16 protein-coding genes are annotated in these 17,659 nt (G+C 71.2%); 6 read left to right on the plus strand and 10 right to left on the minus strand.

Translation table 11 applies throughout. The features are described 5' to 3' along the window. The first annotated feature begins 116 nt into the window (after window positions 1-116). Complete coding sequence (locus tag HNR51_RS10595; RefSeq protein WP_012455306.1) at window positions 117-914, plus strand: EAL domain-containing protein; 798 nt, start codon at window positions 117-119, stop codon at window positions 912-914. Between the two features lie 54 nt (window positions 915-968). On the opposite strand, the gene HNR51_RS10600 is transcribed toward HNR51_RS10595, so the two are convergent. From HNR51_RS10600 to HNR51_RS10610, 3 genes are all read right to left on the minus strand, one after another. Further along, window positions 969-1,478, minus strand: coding sequence for a hypothetical protein (locus HNR51_RS10600; RefSeq protein WP_141952224.1), 510 nt, complete (start codon window positions 1,476-1,478; stop codon window positions 969-971). Between the two features lie 125 nt (window positions 1,479-1,603). Further along, window positions 1,604-2,812 carry an acetyl-CoA C-acetyltransferase gene (locus HNR51_RS10605; protein WP_141952225.1) on the minus strand — a complete coding sequence of 403 codons (1,209 nt, stop codon included), beginning with the start codon at window positions 2,810-2,812 and terminating at the stop codon, window positions 1,604-1,606. An 82-nt stretch (window positions 2,813-2,894) separates the two neighbouring features. After that, on the minus strand, window positions 2,895-4,685 hold the full coding sequence (locus tag HNR51_RS10610) for an acyl-CoA dehydrogenase C-terminal domain-containing protein (protein WP_182554898.1): 1,791 nt from the start codon (window positions 4,683-4,685) through the stop codon (window positions 2,895-2,897). A gap of 344 nt (window positions 4,686-5,029) precedes the next feature. On the opposite strand from HNR51_RS10610, the gene HNR51_RS10615 reads away from it, so the two are divergent. Together HNR51_RS10615 and HNR51_RS10620 are read left to right on the plus strand one after the other, a co-directional pair. Beyond that, window positions 5,030-8,317 carry a tetratricopeptide repeat protein gene (locus HNR51_RS10615; RefSeq protein ID WP_182554899.1) on the plus strand — a complete coding sequence of 1,096 codons (3,288 nt, stop codon included), beginning with the start codon at window positions 5,030-5,032 and terminating at the stop codon, window positions 8,315-8,317. Between the two features lie 469 nt (window positions 8,318-8,786). Beyond that, window positions 8,787-9,113, plus strand: coding sequence for a hypothetical protein (locus HNR51_RS10620; protein WP_012455311.1), 327 nt, complete (start codon window positions 8,787-8,789; stop codon window positions 9,111-9,113). Between the two features lie 71 nt (window positions 9,114-9,184). On the opposite strand, the gene HNR51_RS10625 is transcribed toward HNR51_RS10620, so the two are convergent. Further along, window positions 9,185-10,129: an alginate O-acetyltransferase AlgX-related protein gene (locus HNR51_RS10625; RefSeq protein ID WP_182554900.1), complete on the minus strand. Its 945-nt coding sequence runs from the start codon at window positions 10,127-10,129 to the stop codon at window positions 9,185-9,187. 136 nt (window positions 10,130-10,265) lie between these two features. Between HNR51_RS10625 and HNR51_RS10630 the strand changes: the two genes are divergently transcribed. Genes HNR51_RS10630 through HNR51_RS10640 form a run of 3 tightly spaced genes read left to right on the plus strand, consistent with a single transcriptional unit; the run spans window position 10,266 to window position 12,933 of the window. Further along, window positions 10,266-10,784 (plus strand): 2'-5' RNA ligase family protein, encoded by a 519-nt coding sequence (locus HNR51_RS10630; RefSeq protein WP_182554901.1) that lies wholly within the window; start codon window positions 10,266-10,268, stop codon window positions 10,782-10,784. Then, window positions 10,781-11,584, plus strand: a complete 804-nt coding sequence (locus tag HNR51_RS10635; protein ID WP_182554902.1) for a phosphatase PAP2 family protein — start codon at window positions 10,781-10,783, stop codon at window positions 11,582-11,584. The genes HNR51_RS10630 and HNR51_RS10635 overlap by 4 nt, the downstream gene beginning before the upstream one ends. Window positions 11,585-11,625: 41 nt before the next feature. After that, window positions 11,626-12,933: a Gfo/Idh/MocA family protein gene (locus HNR51_RS10640; protein WP_182554903.1), complete on the plus strand. Its 1,308-nt coding sequence runs from the start codon at window positions 11,626-11,628 to the stop codon at window positions 12,931-12,933. Window positions 12,934-12,983: 50 nt separating this feature from the next. Here the strand turns inward: HNR51_RS10640 and HNR51_RS10645 are convergent, their stop codons facing one another. The 6 genes from HNR51_RS10645 to HNR51_RS10670 form a co-directional block, all read right to left on the minus strand. Beyond that, on the minus strand, window positions 12,984-13,130 hold the full coding sequence (locus HNR51_RS10645) for a hypothetical protein (RefSeq protein ID WP_012455316.1): 147 nt from the start codon (window positions 13,128-13,130) through the stop codon (window positions 12,984-12,986). A 78-nt stretch (window positions 13,131-13,208) separates the two neighbouring features. Continuing rightward, a complete protein-coding gene (locus HNR51_RS10650) occupies window positions 13,209-14,504 on the minus strand; it encodes a M16 family metallopeptidase (RefSeq protein WP_152277603.1) in 1,296 nt (431 codons plus the stop codon). A 6-nt stretch (window positions 14,505-14,510) separates the two neighbouring features. Beyond that, window positions 14,511-15,923, minus strand: coding sequence for a threonine synthase (thrC, locus tag HNR51_RS10655; RefSeq protein ID WP_182554904.1), 1,413 nt, complete (start codon window positions 15,921-15,923; stop codon window positions 14,511-14,513). 85 nt (window positions 15,924-16,008) lie between these two features. Continuing rightward, window positions 16,009-16,422 (minus strand): DUF4864 domain-containing protein, encoded by a 414-nt coding sequence (locus HNR51_RS10660; protein ID WP_012455319.1) that lies wholly within the window; start codon window positions 16,420-16,422, stop codon window positions 16,009-16,011. Window positions 16,423-16,507: 85 nt separating this feature from the next. Beyond that, window positions 16,508-17,278, minus strand: coding sequence for an SURF1 family protein (locus tag HNR51_RS10665; protein WP_182554905.1), 771 nt, complete (start codon window positions 17,276-17,278; stop codon window positions 16,508-16,510). Beyond that, a complete protein-coding gene (locus HNR51_RS10670; RefSeq protein WP_182554906.1) occupies window positions 17,278-17,652 on the minus strand; it encodes a DUF983 domain-containing protein in 375 nt (124 codons plus the stop codon). The genes HNR51_RS10665 and HNR51_RS10670 overlap by 1 nt, the downstream gene beginning before the upstream one ends. Between the last annotated feature and the right edge of the window lie 7 nt (window positions 17,653-17,659).

Genomic DNA, 17,659 nt, shown 5'->3' on the forward strand with positions numbered 1-17,659 from the left:
AACCTCGAAGGAAAAAAGCCTGGCCGTATCGGAATCTTAAGGGGACGGGCCCGTCATGGGGGGTGCAACCGGCGCGCGATCCGCCCCGGCCCCTCACGCCAGCCTTCGAACAGCCCATGATGACGGACGCCCGACCGCGCCCCGCCTGCCGAGCCTGCCGCGACGGGGCGGATCTCGACTTCGCCTTCACCATGGCCTTCCAGCCCATCGTCGACGTCGCCAACCGGCGAGTCTGGGGCTACGAAGCGCTGGTGCGCGGGCCGGGCGGCGAGTCGGCCGGCTCGATCCTGTCGCGGGTCACCGACGAGACGCTGTACCGCTTCGATCAGGCCGCCCGGGTCAAGGCGATCGAACTGGCCGGCCGGCTGTTCCCGCCGGGCGGCGACACCAAGCTGTCGATCAACTTCATGCCCAACGCGGTCTACGAGCCGGCGGCCTGCATCCGCGCCTCGCTGGAGGCCGCCCGCCGCGTCGGCTTCGACAACGGCCGCCTGAATTTCGAGTTCACCGAGAACGAGCGCTTCCACGATGTCGCCCATGTCCAGCGCATCGTCGCCGAGTACCGGCGGCAGGGCTTCCTCACGGCGCTCGACGATTTCGGCGCGGGCTATGCGGGCCTCGGCCTGCTCGCCAACTTCCGCCCGAACCTGATCAAGATCGACATGGATCTGGTGCGCGGCCTCGACGCGGATGCCGGGCGCCGTACCATCGTCGGCGGCATCAACCAGATCGCGCGGGCGCTGGGCGTCGCGGTGATCGCCGAGGGCATCGAGACGGCGGCCGAGGCCGCGGCGCTGCACGGCCTCGGCATCGATCTGCTGCAGGGCTACCACTTCGCCCGTCCGGCGCTGGAAGCCCTGCCGCCGGTCGCCGGCTTCGCGGCCGACGGCGCGACGGCCAAGCGCGTCGCCTGACGCCCTCCGCCCGAAGCTCTCCGCCGCGCCGCGCATCCTCACGCCTCCGCCCGGTTACTTGGCGGGGGTCGGCGCAGGGGTCGGCATGCCGCCGGGCAGGCCGCCCGGAGCGCCGCCGGTCTGGTCGCTGGCGGCCGCGAGCGTCAGCATGTTCAGGAGCCGCGTCACCACCGCCTGCGACAGCAGGTTCACCTCCGACTTCGGGTCGGCATTGACGGCCTGGAACTTCTGGTAGGTCTTGTCGTCGTAGATCTTGTCGAGTTCCTTCAGCTCGTCGAGGCTGAACTTGTCGGCATACTGCTTGGACAGGCCGTCGAGCAGCTCCTTGCGCTGCTTGTCGAACTCGGCCTTGGCCTCCTTGCGCACCTTCTCGGCCTTGCCCTCGGGCATGGTGGAGACGGTCTTCTCCAGCGCGCCGCCGAAGCCGGTATCGAGGTTCTTCAGAACCGTCTTCTCGGTCAGCTTGGTGGCGACGGCGAGCTTGTCCGCATTGTCGTCGGCCCGCGCCGCGAGCGGCAGGGCCAGCACGGCGGCGAGGCACAGGACGGCTTTCGTGGTCTTCATCGTGGCGTTGCTCCCATTGGTGTTCTGGGACCGCACCCGGTCGAAAGGGCGCGGCGTGGGAGGCCCTTAGCAGCGTTTGCGCAGCGATGGCAGGGCAGGGCGGCGGGCGTGACGCCGCCCGGCGATCACACCCGCTCGATGATCGTGGCGGTGCCCATACCGGCGCCGATGCACAGGGTGACGAGCGCCCGTTCCTTGCCGGTGCGCTCCAACTCGTCGAGCACGGTGCCGAGGATCATCGCCCCGGTGGCGCCGAGCGGGTGGCCCATGGCGATGGCACCGCCGTTGACGTTCACCCGCGCCGGGTCGAGGTCGAAGGCCTGGTGGAAGCGCAGGACCACGGAGGCGAAGGCCTCGTTGATCTCGAACAGGTCGATGTCGGACAGCTCCATCCCGGCCCGCGCCAGCACCTTCTTCGTGACATCGACCGGGCCGGTCAGCATCAGCGCCGGATCGGAGCCGATATTGGCGAACGCCCGGATGCGGGCCCGCGGCCGGAGGCCCGCCGCATCGCCGGCCTCGCGCGAGCCGATCAGCACCGCGGCCGCCCCGTCGACGATCCCGGAGGAATTGCCGGCGTGATGGACATGCTCCACCGCCTCGACATCCGGATGGGCATCGACGGCCACCGCGTCGAAGCCGCCCATCTGGCCCATCTGCACGAAGGAGGCCTTCAGGCTCGCCAGCGACTGCATGTCGGTGGTCGGCCGCATGTGCTCGTCGCGGTCGAGCAGGGTGATGCCGTTGATGTCGCGCACCGGTACGACGGAATTCCGGAACAGGCCCTCGTCCCACGACTTGGCCGAGCGCTTCTGCGACTCGACGGCGTAGGCGTCGCAATCGTCGCGGGAGAAACCGTACTTGGTGGCGATGAGGTCGGCCGAGACGCCCTGCGGCATGAAGTAGGATTTGACGGCGATCGCCGGATCGACCGGCCAGGCGCCGCCGGAGGCGCCGAGGCCGATGCGGCTCATCGATTCGACGCCGCCGCCCACCGTGAGGTCGTGCTGGCCGGCCATGACCTGCGCCGCGGCGAAGTTGATGGCGTCGAGGCCCGACGCGCAGAAGCGGTTGATCTGCACGCCGGGGACATGGGTACCGTAATCGGCCACGAGCGCCGCCGCGCGGGCGATGTCGCCGCCGGCCTCGCCGACGGGATCGACACAGCCGAGCACCACGTCGTCCACGGCCCGGGTGTCGAGATTGTTGCGGTCCTTCAGGGCGCGCAAAGCCGTCTCGGCGAGGCGCAGCGCCGTCACCTCGTGCAGCGAACCGTCCGGCTTGCCGCGGCCGCGTGGGGTGCGGACGTGATCGTAGATGTAGGCCTCGGGCATCGTACGCTTCCTCGTCTTCCCGGTCGCCAGCGCCGCAGGATACCCCTCTCCCAGCTCGGGGGATCGGGGTTCCGGGCAGCGTTTAAAACGCCTCGGCCGGCAGCGCCATGGTGGTCTCGGCGCCGGCCTTGATCCGCGCGAGGCGCAGGCTCGTCTCCGGCAGCATCCGCTCCATGAAGAAGCGGCCGAGCACGAGCTTGGCGTCCATCCGCTCGACGTCGGCCCCCTCGGCCTTCCGGGCGAGCGCCGCCCGCGCGATCTTGCCCCACATGTAGCCCAGCACGACCTGCCCGAGGAGGTGCATCAGGTCGGTGGCGGCGGCGCCGGCGTTGTCGGGCTTCGAGAAGGCGTTCTGCATCAGCCACATCACCGCGGCCTGGAGGTCATCGAGCGCGGGCTGGAGCGGGGCGGTGAAGGGCTTCATCGCCTCGTCCTCGCCGTGGTCCTTGATGAAGGTCTGCACCTCGGTGAGGAACGCCATCATCGCCCGGCCGCCGTCCTTGGGCAGCTTGCGGCCGATCAGATCCATCGCCTGGATGCCGTTGGCGCCCTCGTAGATCATGGCGATGCGGGCATCGCGCACGAACTGCGACATGCCCCATTCCTCGACATAGCCGTGGCCGCCGAACATCTGCTGCGCCTCGACCGCGTTGGCGAAGCCCCGGTCGGTCAGCACGCCCTTCACCACGGGGGTCATCAGGCCGAGCATGTCGTCGGCCGCCTGCCTCTGCCCGGCATCCGGCGAGCGGTGGGCGATATCGGAATTGAGCGCGGTCCAGAGGATCAGCGCGCGGGCCGCCTCGTTGAAGGCGCGGATCTGCATCAGGGTGCGGCGCACGTCCGGGTGGACGATGATCGGGTCGGCGGCCTTGTCCGGAGCCTTGGCCCCGGTCAGCGCGCGGCCCTGGAGGCGCTCGCGGGCATAGGCCACCGCGTTCTGGTAGGCCGCCTCGGACTGGCCGAGCCCCTGGACGCCGACGGCCAGCCGCGCTTCGTTCATCATCACGAACATGGCCGCGAGACCACGGTTCTCCTGGCCCACGAGCCAGCCCTTCGCCCCGTCGTAGTTCATCACGCAGGTGGCGTTGCCGTGGATGCCCATCTTGTGCTCGAGGGAGCCGCAGGAGACCGGGTTGCGGTCCCCGAGCGAGCCGTCCTCGTTCACGAGGAACTTCGGCACCACGAAGAGCGAGATGCCCTTGGTGCCCGAGGGCGCGCCCTCGATCCGGGCGATGACGAGGTGAACGATGTTCTCCGACAGGTCGTGCTCGCCCGCCGAGATGAAGATCTTGGTGCCGGTGAGGCTGTAGGAGCCGTCGCCGTTCGGCACCGCCTTGGTCTTGAGGAGCCCCAGATCCGTGCCGCAATGCGGCTCGGTGAGGTTCATGGTGCCGGTCCAGGCGCCCTCGACCATCTTCGGCAGATAGGTCGCCTTCTGCGCCTCGGAGCCGTGGACGAGGAGCGCCGCGATCGCCCCCTGCGTCAGGCCGGGATACATGCCCAAAGCGAGGTTTGCGCCGGAGATGAATTCCTGCATCGCCGTGTTGAGCACGTGCGGCAGGCCCTGGCCGCCGAACTCTTCCGGCACCGAGAGGCCCATCCAGCCGCCCGCGGCATAGGCGTCGTAGGCCGCCTTGAAGCCCTTCGGCGTGGCGACGCTGCCGTCCCCGCGGCGGGTACAGCCCTCCTGATCGCCGGACAGGTTCAGCGGCGCGAAGACTTCGGCGGTGAGCTTGCCACCCTCGCCCAGCACCGCCTCGACCACGTCCGGGGAGGCTTCCGCGAAGCCCGGCAGGTTGTCGTAGCGATGGATCGCGAGAACGTCGTTGAGGAGGAACAGGGTGTCCTCGACCGGGGCCCGGTAGCTCGGCATCGCGTCAGCCTCCCGCATCCTTTTGAGGTGGGCCGGCCCGATACGACCGGTGCCGATCCTCGATAGTTCACATGTAAACTATCCCGCCGCGGCTCCGCAAGGGCCGGCCGGGCCGCTGCCCACAGGCGGCCCATCACGGCTCGAGGTGGCTGGCGGGCCACCGAAGCGCCGCTCTGTCCGCGCGTCCCGGAAAAGTGCGCCGCCTTCGAGCGCATTCTTAACCGGCCATTTACCAAGAATGGAAAAGGTCGGCCCTGTCCGATCCGCACGCCGCCGCGCCTCGCCCCCTTGCGAACCGGCCGGGGGACGGACGCCGGAAGCCGCCGACTTCGGATCTCCGCGAGATGAAACAGACTGCCCCGATCAGCCTCGACAGCTTCGACCCGGAGGTGCTCGCGGCTGCCCGCGAGGTCGCCCGGCGGGCGGGGGTGCCGCTGGAGACCTGGATCGCCTCGGTGGCTGCGCCCACCCCGTCGAAGCCGGCGCCGCGCCGCCGACGCTCGGACGCCGCGCCACCATCCACCAAGACAGCGAACAAGCCGGCGGCCACGGGCACGGAGCCGGTGCGGCAGGTCGGAGGACGGGCGGCGGAACCGGCCTCCGCGTCCGACCCCGGCGCGGCGGCCCCACAGCACAAGCGCCGCGAATCCTCCTCTGCTCCGGCGGCCGAGGCCTCGGCGATGGCCTCGCTCGAAGCCTCGCTCGGCGCGATGATGCGGCGGCTCGACGCCCTCGACCACTCGATCAGCGCGGAACGCGAAGCGTCCAAGGCCGATGCGGCGCGGATGGCCGGCGACATCGAGCGCAGGATGGGCGAACTGGCCGGACAACTGAACACCCCGCGACCGCTGGGCCGGCGCGGGCGCCCGCTCGCCAGCGAGGTCCGCGACGCCGTCGCCGAGGTGCGACGCCGCCAGCGCGAGCTGGAGGAGGGGATCGCCGAGTGGAACGCCGACACCGCCGTTGACGCCGCCGACGCCGCCGCCGGGCGGCAGGACGACGGACCGGTGCGGACGGAGATGCAGGCCGATACCGTCTCCGGCGCGATACCGTCGGCGGCGATCGCCGAGCTGCAGCGCGAGACGAGCCGGCTGCGCGACACGCTCGGCGGCCTCGCCACCGGCCGCGACGTGGGCGAGCTGGAGCAGACCATGCACGCCGTCGCCAGCGACCTCCGGCGGGCACGCGACCCGCGCGAAGTCGCCGCCATCGCCGCGCCGATCGAGCTGATGCGCGTCCAGGTGGAGCGGCTGGCCGAGGACGTGGCCGACAACGTCCATGCTCGCGTCGCGGGCGAGGTGGAGCGCCTGGCCTTCAAGGTCGACGAGGTTCTTTCCGGCGCCCTGTCGGGTCCGGCCGACCAGAGCGCCCTCGAAAGCGTCTTCCGCGAACTCGACGAGATCCGCCGCCTCGTGGCCGCCTTGGCGGGACCGGAGCGGATTCAGAGCCTTGCCCAGGGCGTGCAGGCCATCAGCACCCAGATCGCGCAGCTCCAGCGGGACGAGGATGCGGGGCTCGCCGCCATCAAGCCGCTGCTGGAGGAGATCCGCGGCGAGCTGAAGGCGCCCGCCGCCGCCCAGGAGCTTCCCGGCGCGCTGCTCGGCCGGTTCGAGGCGCTGGCCGACCGGCTCGACCGGGCCGAGGCCGGTTCCGTCGGCGACCTGATCGAGCGGCTCGAAGCGGTGGCCGAGAAGGTCGATCGCGTCAGCGCGGGCGGCAGCGGCCTCGATGCCCTGGAGCGCCATGTCCTCGCCCTGGCGAGCCGGCTCGACGCCCCGCGCACCGCCGATCCGGCCGTGGCGCGCCTCGAACGCTCCATGGGCGACCTGCTCGCCCAGGTCGCGGCCCTGCGCGACGGCGCCGGTCTGGACGCCGCCGTCGAGCGCGCCGTCCGCGAGGCCGTGTCGGGCTCGGCTGGCCCGCTCGCGGCGGCCGGCGGCGAGGTTGAGCTGCTGCGGGCCGATCTCGCCGAGATCCGCGCCCACCAGAAGGGTTCGGACCAGCGCCTCCAATCGACCATGGAGGGTGTGCAATCGGTGCTGATGCGGCTGAGCGAGCAGCTCGACCGGACCATGACCTCCGCCGCCGCGCTCACCGCGGGCGCTCCGCAGGAGCACGCCCCCGCCGCGCCGCCGCGGAGCGAGCGCATCGCCCAGGAGCGCCCGGCCGCTCCGAAGACGGCCGCCCCGAAGACGGCCGGCCAGCCGCTGGGCCGGCCGCACCAGACCCCGAAGCCCGACGCCGCGGCCCCGTCGCAGGCGAACCGCATGTCCGAGGAGCTGCTGGAGCCCGGCGCCGGCCGGCCCGCGGCCGGGCGCCCGGCCGCGCCGGAGGCGGGATCCTCCGCCGGCAGCGCCGACATCAAGACGAGCTTCATCGCCGCGGCGCGGCGCGCAGCCCAGGCGGCCCAGGCCGAAACCGCCGCCGAGACCCCGCTGACGGCGCGCTTACGCGACAAGGTCGCCCCGGCCGCCCGCGTGCCGGGCGCTGCGGGCGCGGAGGCGACGCCGCTCTCGCGGCTCCGCGGCGCCCTCGACGGCCGCCGCCGCACGCTGCTGCTCGGGCTCGCCGCCGTAGTGCTGGCGCTCGGCGCCTACCAAGCCTTCCTCGCCGGCAAGAGCACGCCGGCCGGCGAAGCCGCCGCGCCGGAAAGCCCCACGGTGGCGAGCACCGCCCCGGCTGCCTCCGAGGGCGGCACTACGCGCAGCGCGGAGGCCAAGACCGAGCCTGGTTCGGAGCCGGCGTCGGCCGCGCCTGCGGAGGCTTCGGCCGAGGCGCCGGCTCGGGCCAATCCCCCGGCGGTGCCGGCCGACCCGGCGACGACGCAATCCATCGCCGACGCGAAATCCCCGGTGGCCAAGCGCGGGCTACCCCAGGTCGCCGGCATGGCCGCCCTGGGTTCGGACCTCGCCCCCCTGCCGCCGGGCCTGGCCAAGCTCAAGCAGGATGCCCTCGACGGCGACGGCGCCGCGGTCTGGGAGATCGCGTCCCGCGAGGCCGAGGGCCGCGGCGTGACGCGCGACCTCGCGCTCGCCGCCAAGCTCTACGAGAAGCTTGCGACGGCCGGCTACGGACCGGCCCAGTTCAAGACCGGCAATGCCTACGAGAAGGGTTCCGGCGTGGTCCGGGACATCGAGAAGGCGAAGGTCTGGTACGGCCGCGCGGCGGATCAGGGCAACATCCGCGCGATGCACAACCTCGCGGTCCTGCACGCGGAGAATCCGGCGGCCAACGGCCGGCCGGATTTCGCGAGCGCCGCGAACGCCTTCCGCCGGGCCGCGGAGCACGGTGTGCGCGACAGCCAGTACAATCTGGCCGTTCTCTACGCCCGCGGACTCGGCGTCGAGCAGAACCTCGTCCAATCCTATCTCTGGTTCTCCGCCGCCGCGGCGCAGGGCGATCAGGAGGCCGGCCGCAAGCGCGACGAGGTCGCCACCAAGCTCTCGCCGAAGGATCTCACCGAGGCCAAAACCCTCGCCTCCGGTTTCCGGGCGCGGGCCGCCGATCCGGCCGCGAACGAGGCGCCGTCGCCGAAAGCCACCGCCGCGGCGCCGATGTCCCTGATGGGCGCGCCGTCTCCGGGCCTGCCGAACGCCCCGTCCCACGCGGCGCAGAAGCGGGTCGGGGTGTAACAGCGCCTCGAGACGCTCCGGCCGCCCGCGATCCGCGGCGGTCCGCGAGAGACACCGGAGCCCGCGCCACACGCCCGGGATCTCACGACGTGCAGCCAGGCCGCGCCCCGGACAGGGACGCGGCCTGTTGTCGTTCCCGCCGCGCTGAGGCCGTGACCGGCGTCTGCTGTGACGGCGGATCCACCTCGACTGGCGCGGTTCGAAGCGCCCCCGGCCGGCTCCATCGCAGGCACCGCCCCAGGCCCCAGGGCATGGCCGCCGAACATAAAGTTCAGCCGACACCCGGCCTTGCTGCTATTCGAGCCTTACGTCCAAGAAACAGATCTAATCCCAACAAAATTATAAATAGTTCGTGGGATTAAAATTTATCGCATTATTGTGCTCAAACACACTTTTATCCGCAGATTTGCATGTTACTTGTGCTATTGCTTCGAAATTAATCGATGTATGAACACGAGAGGAGCACAACATGCTGCGTTTCGCGTCATTCGCCTCGGCTGTCCTGTTCGCGGTCGCGACGGCGGCGACCCCGGTCTCGGCTCAGTCGGCCCGGTCGAAGAAGGGCACTTGGTCCGCGCTTCCGTCGCAGGTCGTGCCGCCGGCCCCGCCGCGCGTCGCCAATGGCGGCTTCGGCGCGCTTCCCCTGGCGGTGGGCGGCCCCTCGGGCTACTGCGACATCGTGGTGAAGCGCGGCGGCGGCAATCCGACCCAGGACATGACCGGCTCGATCGGCCACGCGAAGAGCTATCAGGCCGGCGGCGGCGGCCCGGCCCGTCAGCGGGTCTGCTCCCGCTGAGATCCTGATTTCGTGAAGACCAATCCGGCGCTCCTCCATCGAGGGGCGCCGCAGCGCGACGGACCAGGGCCTCAGACGAGGGGCGCCGTCTCCGCCTGACGCACCGGCTTCTCCATCCCCGGCTTCTCGTAGGCCGCGACGTCGAAATCGTCGCCCGGGATGCGCACGAGGAAGCGCTCGGCCATCTCGAACATCAGGATGTCGGGGCGCACCCGCTCGACGTAACCCCAGTCGATGCTCGACGACCAGACGAAATGCATCTCGCGGAACGTCTCGGCGAGGAAGCTCGTCAGCATGATCGGCGCGAAATGCGCGTAGGAATCCCCGAACAGCACCAGGGTGCGCGGGTCGGCCTGGGGGGAAGGATTCCGGTAGATGACATGGGCGCCGACATGCAGGTCGCCCGCCTTTCCCGCCGCCTCGTAGGATTCGACCAGCGGGCTGGCATAGGCGCGCGACGCGTCGCGGTGCACCGCCCAGTTCACCACCGTCTCCCGCGGCCGCCCCGGCAGCTTGTCGCCGAGATCCCACAGCCCGTCATGGGGGAAGCGCGGGCGCTCGGCGATGTCGGGCGGGGCCACCGCGCCGCAGGCCCGCAGCAGCGCCCGGTAGCCGACCAGGCAGCCCTCGTAGGTCCAGTGCGAATCGGTGCGTCGGTAGAGCGGCGCGCCGTCGTCGCGGGCGGCGCGCAGGGGCGCCACGAGATCGACGAAGCCGCCCATCCGGTCGAGGCGCCGGGCGAGCCGGCGGGCCGGCGACAGGCGCGGGTCGTAATCGAGATCGAGGGTGCGGTCGTCGTAGATCGACAGCTTTTCCGGCACGATGGTGTGGACGTAGCGGATGCCGAGCGCCTGCGCCCGGGCGGCGCGCGCCTCGATCAGCCGCGCCCAGCGGCGCAGATGCCACCAGCCGGCGAGCGAGCGCCGGTATTGCAGGAGCACCCCGTTGGTGCCCCCGATCAGGAACAGCCACCCGTCGCGTCCCTGGTGGATGATCTCTCTGTTCCTGCGGGCCATGCCCGTCTCCTAGCCGCAGTGCCGCCGGCTGAACAGCGCAGCCGCACCACAGCGCGTCGGCTGGATACACGCGCCCGCCGCACCATCTTGCTCGAACCGCGCCGGACGACCGGCCTGACCTTGAGAGTCCGAAGCGTTGCCCGAGCCCGCCCCGCTGATCCTGACGCTGCAGATGGACGAGGCGGCCTTCGCCACCTTCGACGGCTTGAGGCGGCGGCATTTCCCCGAGGCGCTGAACCACATCCCCGCCCACGCCACGCTGTTCCACCACCTGCCGGGCGACAACGCGGCGGGCGTGACCGAGGCGGTGACCGCGCTGGCCCGGTCGGAGGCTTTGCCGGAGGTCGCCGTGACGGGGGTGCGCTTCACCGGGCGCGGCGTCGCCTACGCGCTGGAATCGGAGGCCCTGTCCGCCTTCCGCGGTCGGGTCGCGGCGGCGTTCCGCGATGATCTGACGGCCCAGGATCGGCAGGGCTGGCGCCCCCACATCACCGTCCAGAACAAGGTCAGCCCTGAAAAAGCCCGCGCCCTGCATGCCGCGCTGAGCCAGAGTTTCGAGCCTTCGCACTTCCGCGCACCGGGCGTGCTGCTATGGCGTTACCTCGGCGGCCCGTGGGAGCGGGTCGCGACCATCGCATTCGGGGATGCGGCATGAGACTGCCCGGTATCGCACGCACCGGCGGCGGCGCCCTCTGGCGCCGCTCCTCCGCGGTGTGGCTGCGGCTCCACCTCAACGAGGTCGGGCCGCTGGTCTCGCTGCTTCTCGTCAGCACCCTCGGCTACGGCTTCTTCGCGCTTGCCCGCGAAGTCGGCGAGGGCTCGACCGCCGCCCTCGACCGCAAGATCCTGCTCTCCCTGCGCAACCCCGCCGACCTGTCCGACCCGCTCGGACCGGCTTGGCTCGAGGAAGCGATGCGCGACATCACCGGCTGGGGCAGCGTCGTCACCATCGTCTTCCTCACGGCGGCGGCGGTGATCTACCTCGCGCTGTCCGGCCGAAAGCGCGTCGCGGTGTTCGTGCTCGCCGCGGTCGGCGGCGGCGAGGCGGTCTCGACGGTGCTCAAGCTGTTCTACCACCGCCCGCGGCCCGACCTCGTGCCGCACGGCATGGAGGTGTTCACGGCGAGCTTCCCCTCCGGCCACGCGATGATGTCGGCGATCGCCTACCTCACCCTCGCGACGCTGCTCGCCCGCGTCGAGCGGCGGCGCAGCGTCAAGGCGCTGCTGCTGGTGCTGGGCATCAGCATGACGGTGCTGGTCGGCATCAGCCGCGTCTATCTCGGTGTGCACTGGCCGAGCGACGTGCTCGCGGGCTGGTGCGTCGGCGCCGCCTGGGCGGCCCTGTGCTGGTTCGTCGCGCTCCAACTCCAGCGCCGGGGCGAGGTGGAGGATCCCGATCCGACGCCTGCGTCGACCGGCCCGGGCCAGATCAAAGGAACCGCCACGCCGGGCTGAGGCGTTCCGGCCTCGTAGAGAGCAAGGCCGGAAATCCTTTCATGAACGACGACCTCCGACTGTCCCGGCGCCTCCTCCTCGCAGGGACCGCCGGCCTGACCGGCGCGGCCCTCGGCCTCGGCGGAGGGGCGCGGGCCGCCTCCGGCCCGCCGGGCCCGTCGGTGCCGGCCGATACCGGCGCGGTCCAGGGCGGCCGGATCGTGTTCCCGAACTGGCGCGATGCCGGCGACGCACCGCCCCCGCCGCCGCCCGCGCCGATGCCGCCCTCCGAGCGGGTCGGCTTCGCCATCGTCGGACTCGGCCGCCTGAGCCTGGAGGAGATCCTGCCGGCCTTCGGCGAGGCGAAGAAGGCCAAGCCCGTCGCGCTGATGTCGGGCTCGCCCGACAAGGCGCGGCTCACGGCGGCGCAGTACGGCATTCCGGAGGAGGCGATCTACGGCTACGACCAGTGGGACCGGCTGAAGGCCAACCCGGCGGTCAAGGCGGTCTATATCGTCACGCCGAACGGCCTGCACCGGGACAACGTCTTGGCCGCGGCGGCGGCGGGCAAGCACGTGCTGTGCGAGAAGCCGATGGCCAACAGCTCGGCCGAGGCGCAGGAGATGGTCGAGGCCTGCAAGAAGGCCGGCGTCAAGCTGATGATCGCCTATCGCTGCCAGTACGAGCCGTTCAACCGCGAGGTGGTGCGGCTCACCCGCTCCGGCGAGTTCGGGCGGGTGAAGATGGTCGAGGCCTTCAACGGCCAGACCACGGCGCTGCCCGAGCAGTGGCGCCTGCGCAAGGCGCTCGCGGGCGGCGGCGCGCTTCCCGATATCGGCCTCTACTGCCTCAACGGCGTGCGGGCCCTGCTCGACGAGGAGCCGGTCTCGATCCAGGCGCAGATCGTCACGCCGGAGAACGACCCGCGCTTCAAGGAGGTCGAGGAGAGCGTCGCCTTCACGATGCGCTTCCCCTCCGGCGTGATCGCGCAATGCGGCACCAGCTACGGCGTCCACGAGAGCCGGTCGCTCCGGGTCCACACCACCGGCGGCTCGCTCGACCTAGCCAACGCCTTCGCCTATCGCGGCCAGCGCCTCACGGTCGCCCACCGCGACGGCGGCCACGTGCAGCGCGACGAGCCGGTGCTGACCCACAAGAACCAGTTCGCGCTCGAACTCGACCACATGGCCGAGTGCATCCTCGGCGATCGCCGCCCGCGCACGCCCGGGGAGGAGGGCCTGCAGGACATGATCCTGATGGAGGCGATCTACGCGGCCGCCCGCTCCGGTCAGCCGGTCACGGTCGGTCCGCTCGCCGGGACGGGGCAGGGGCCGGACGCGACGCGAGGCCCGGCGCTGGAGGAGAAGTGACGTCTTGACCGGGTGACCGGTTCAGGGCCGCGCATCGAGGGCGGCAGCGCCTACTCCCCCCAGCGCACGAACACGCCGATCGCGACGATGGCGAGGACGGCGAGCAGCCACGCCTCGCCCACGGTCAGCGCGTAGGCGAGCAGGCCGAAGAAGCCGAGGGCGATGCCGAGCATGGTCGCGACGGCGACGGGATTCATGGCGGGGTTTTTTGCCGTTGATCGGGCCGGCCGACGCCTCTCCGGGCATCGGGATTCAGGTGTCGAGTTAGAGCGCCGTCAGGCTGCCTGAAGGGCCGCCGCGACGCGCGGCAGCGGCGGCAGCCCCTTCACCGGGCCGATGGCGGCGAGCGTCGGCGCGCCCTGCAGCAGGGTGCGGCCGGCGGCGCGCACGTGCTCGACCTCGACCGCGTCGACCTTGGCGATCAGCTCCTGCGGCGGGATCACCCGGCCCCAGGCGAGGAGCTGGCGGGCGTTGCGCTCGATGCGTCCGCCCGGCGTTTCCAGGGCGGTCAGCAGCGAGACCTTGAGCTGCGCCTTGGCGCGGGCGAGTTCGGCCGCGTCGAGGCGCTCCGCCGTCTCGCGGGTGGTGGCGATGGTGACATCGACGAGTTCGGCCAGATCCGCGCCCGACGTGCCGGCACCGATGCCGAACAGGCCGCAATCGCTGAACGGCCAGTGGAAGGCCTGGATGTCGTAGGCGAGCCCGCGGGTCTCGCGCACCTCGTGCCAGAGCCGCGAGGTCAGGCCGCCGCCGAGCACCTGGGAGAACAGGTGCAGCGCGTAGTAGCCCTCGTCGCGGAAGGAGAGGCCGGGCAGGCCGAGCACGAGGTTGGCCTGTTCGAGCCGCTTCTGCATCCGCCGCTCGCCACCGCCATAGATGCCGGCCACGACCGCGGGCGCCTCGACGGATTTCAGGCCGCCGAAATGGCGCTCGGCCGCCTCGACGATCTCGGCATGCTCCACCGCCCCGGCGGCGGCCAGAACCATGCGCTCGGGCACGTATTCGCGGGCGATGTAGGCCTCGATCGCCGCGCGGTCGAAGCTCTGGATCGTCTCGGGCCGGCCCAGGATCGGCCGGCCGATCGGCTGATCGGGGAAGGCGGTCTCGATGAAGGCGTCGTAGACCACGTCGTCGGGCGTATCCTCGACCGCCGCGTATTCCTGGAGGATCACGCCCTTCTCGCGGGCGAGTTCGCCGGCATCGAACACCGAGCGGGTGAGGATGTCGCCGAGCACGTCGAGCGCCACGCCCGCATCCTCGCCGAGAACCCGCGCGGTGTAGCTCGTGCTCTCGGTGCTGGTGGCGGCGTTGATCTCGCCGCCGACATTCTCGATGTCCTCGGCGATCTTGCGGGCCGAGCGCGTCGCCGTGCCCTTGAACGCCATGTGCTCGATGAGGTGGCTGAGCCCGTGCTCGTCCGGCCGTTCGTGCCGCGAGCCCGCCCCGACCCAGACACCGAGCGTCGCCGTGGCGACGCCGGGGATGGTCTCGGTGGCGACGGTCAGGCCGTTGTCGAGGCGGCTGACGGTGAGGCCCGGCGAGGCGCCGAAGGTCGAGAAGTGCTGGTTCATTTCACCTCAGGCGCCGCGCGTGATTCGGGCATGCTCCGTGATGTAGCGCTCGATCGCGGCCTGATCATTGGCCAGATTCGCCACGGTCTCCGGTCGGGTCATCAGGTCGGCGAGGTGCGGCGGAAGCACCGGGCGCCCGGCGCCGGTCGCCTGCGAGACCGCGTCGGGGAACTTGGCCGGGTGCGCTGTGGCGAGCGCCACCACCGGCGTCGCCGGATCCTTCTCGAGCAGCTTGCGCCCGGCGCGCACGCCGATGGCGCTGTGGGGATCGAGCACCATGCCGGTCCTGCGGTAGGTGCCGGCGATCTCGTCCGCGACATCGGTCTCAAGCACGGCGGCCGCGTCGAACTCCTCGCGTACACTGGCCAGGACGTCGGGGCTCAGCGTGAAGCCGCCCGACTGCTTCAGGCCGGCCATCAGCCGCCCGAGCGCCGAGGCGTCGCGGTCGAGCGCCTCGAACAGCAGCCGCTCGAAGTTCGAGGAAATCTGGATGTCCATCGACGGCGAGGTGGTCGGCTGCACGCCGCGCGGCTCGTAGGCGCCGTGCTCCAGGGTGCGGGCCAGGATGTCGTTGGCGTTGGTGCCGATCATCAGCCGCTCGACGGCCAAGCCCATCCGCTTGGCGACCCAGCCGGCGAGGATGTCGCCGAAATTTCCGGTCGGCACCGCGAACGAGACCTTGCGATGCGGGGCGCCAAGAGCGACTGCGCTGGTGAAGTAGTAGACGGTCTGCGCCGCGACGCGGGCCCAATTGATCGAGTTGACGCCCGAGAGCTTCACCCGGTCGGCGAAGTCGCCGTGCTGGAACATCGCCTTCACGATGTTCTGGCAATCGTCGAAATTGCCGTCGATCGCCAGCGCGTGGACGTTCGGCGCATTGACCGTCGTCATCTGCCGCCGCTGCACCTCCGACACGCGGCCATGCGGGAACAGGATGAAGACATCGACCTGATCGAGCCCCTTGAACGCCTCGACCGCCGCGCTGCCGGTGTCGCCCGAGGTGGCGCCGACGATGGTGGCGCGGGCGCCCTTCTGGCGCAGCACGTAATCCATCAGCCGCCCGAGGAGCTGCATCGCCACGTCCTTGAACGCGAGCGTCGGCCCGTGAAACAGCTCCATCAGGAACAGGTTGTCGTCGAGCTGCGTGAGCGGGGCGATCGCCGGATGGCGGAACGTCGAATAGGCGTCCTCGATCATGCGATCGAGGGCCTCGTCCGGGATCTCGCCGTCGATGAGCGGGCGCAGCACGCGCTTGGCCACTTCCGCGTAGCGCCGGCCGGCAAAGCCCGCGATCGTGTCGCGGTCGAGCTGCGGCCAGCTCTCGGGCACGTACAGGCCGCCGTCGCGGGCGAGGCCGGCGAGCAGCGCATCGGAAAAGCTCAAGGGCGCGGCGGCGCCGCGGGTCGAGACGTGCAGCAAGGATGCCTCCGGGAAGGCGCCCCCTCTACACGATCGATTCGGCCATGTCGAAGCGGAGCCGGTGACGAATTCCGGGACTTCGAACTCAGATCGCCTCGCCCGGTGCCTTCTTGAGCTGGCAACCGGTGATGCGCCACTCGCCGTCGGCTTGGCGCTGCAGCGTGTAGAGCGCCATCCAGTCGAAGCCGGCCTCGTCCTGAAGGCTCACCCCTTGGGCGATCTCGTCCTCGGCGGTCTCACGGGCCGTCTCGAAGCGGTAGCTGCGCGGGCGCAGGACCGGGGCGTAGCCCTTGGCCACCATGGCGATGAAGGTCTCGGCCGAGGGGAAGAGGTTGCGGATCTGCGGCGCGGCCTCGGCATAGGCCGCCGCCGCGTCGTTGCGGCGGAACGCCTCGATCTGCCGCTCGATGGCGGCGCGGGCACGCCCGCGGGCCGCGTCGTCGGCCCGGACCGGTCCGGACGTCAGGACGAGAAGGAGCAGGACGGCAACATGGCGCATCGCGGGCACTCCGCATCGCTCGCGGCGGGAGGCTTGGTGTCCCGCCCGGCCAGCCCTCACCGGAGCATGACGCGGGCCAACGCCGTCACCCCGCCTTCGGCTCCGCCGGATCGTGCAACCGCCGCCATGCGAAAACGGAAAAGACGCCGATCAGGCAGGCGGCGATGCCGAACCACGTGAAGGCGTATTGCAGGTGGTTGTTGGGCAGATCGACCCGAAGCTGACCGCCGCGGGGCCAGCCGCCGGGGTTCGGCGTGGCATCGGCCTCGATCAGGTAGGGGGCGACGTTCGTCAGGTCGCGCGCGGCCGCGATACCGGCGATGTCGCGGGTGAACCACGCGTCGCGCTTCGGATCGGATTCCGGCACGAACAGCCCGCGGGCCTCACTTGCCCGCAGCATGCCGGTCACCGTTGCCTCGCCTTTCACCTGGCCGGCGGCGCGGTCCTCGGGGCGCTTCAGCTCGGTCGGGATGAAGCCGCGGTTGATCAGGATCGTCGTGCCGTCGTCGCGCTTGAGCGGCGTGAGGACGTAGAATCCCTGGAGCGCGCGGCCGGGCTCGCCCGGCGCCAGTCCGTGCACCAGGGTCTCCCGGTCGTGGAGGAAGGTGCCCCGCGCGCGCACCCGACTGAACTCATCGGCCTTGGCGTCCCAGGCGTCGAAGGGGGGCGGGGCGGCCGGCGGCTCGGCGTGCGAGCGCTCGATGATGCGCGCGATCAGCGCCTCCTTCTCGCCCTTGCGGGCGAGCTGCCAGACGCCGAGGCCGAGAAGGATCGCGAGGCAGACCAGGGTCGCGAGGCCCGGCGCCCACAGACTGCGCAGACGTGCGCTACGCTCGCTTGCCGATAGTGCAGCCACTAGCGGAAACGTCCCTGCTCGGCCTTGTTGGCGAACTGGACCGCCGCCAGCACACCTTTCAGCGGGCGCACCAGAGCGAGGCTCAGGCCGATGGCGAGGCTGCCGGCGACGAGCGCATGGACCCAGACCGGCGGCTCGTAGGTGAACTCCATCCAGAGCGCCGTGCCGGCCACGACAAAGCCGGTGATCGACATCACGAAGAAGGCCGGACCGTCCGCGGAATCGAAGGCGGAGAAATCCTGGCCGCACGCGTCGCAGGCCGGCTTGAGGGCGAGGAAGCCGCGGAACAGATGCCCCTCGCCGCAGGCCGGGCAGCGCCCGCGCAGGCCCGTCGAAAACGGGGAGGGGGGCGGGGTCGTGGCGATTCGGTTCACGGAAGGC

The organism is Methylorubrum thiocyanatum (assembly GCA_014138645.1).
GTDB lineage: Bacteria > Pseudomonadota > Alphaproteobacteria > Rhizobiales > Beijerinckiaceae > Methylobacterium > Methylobacterium thiocyanatum.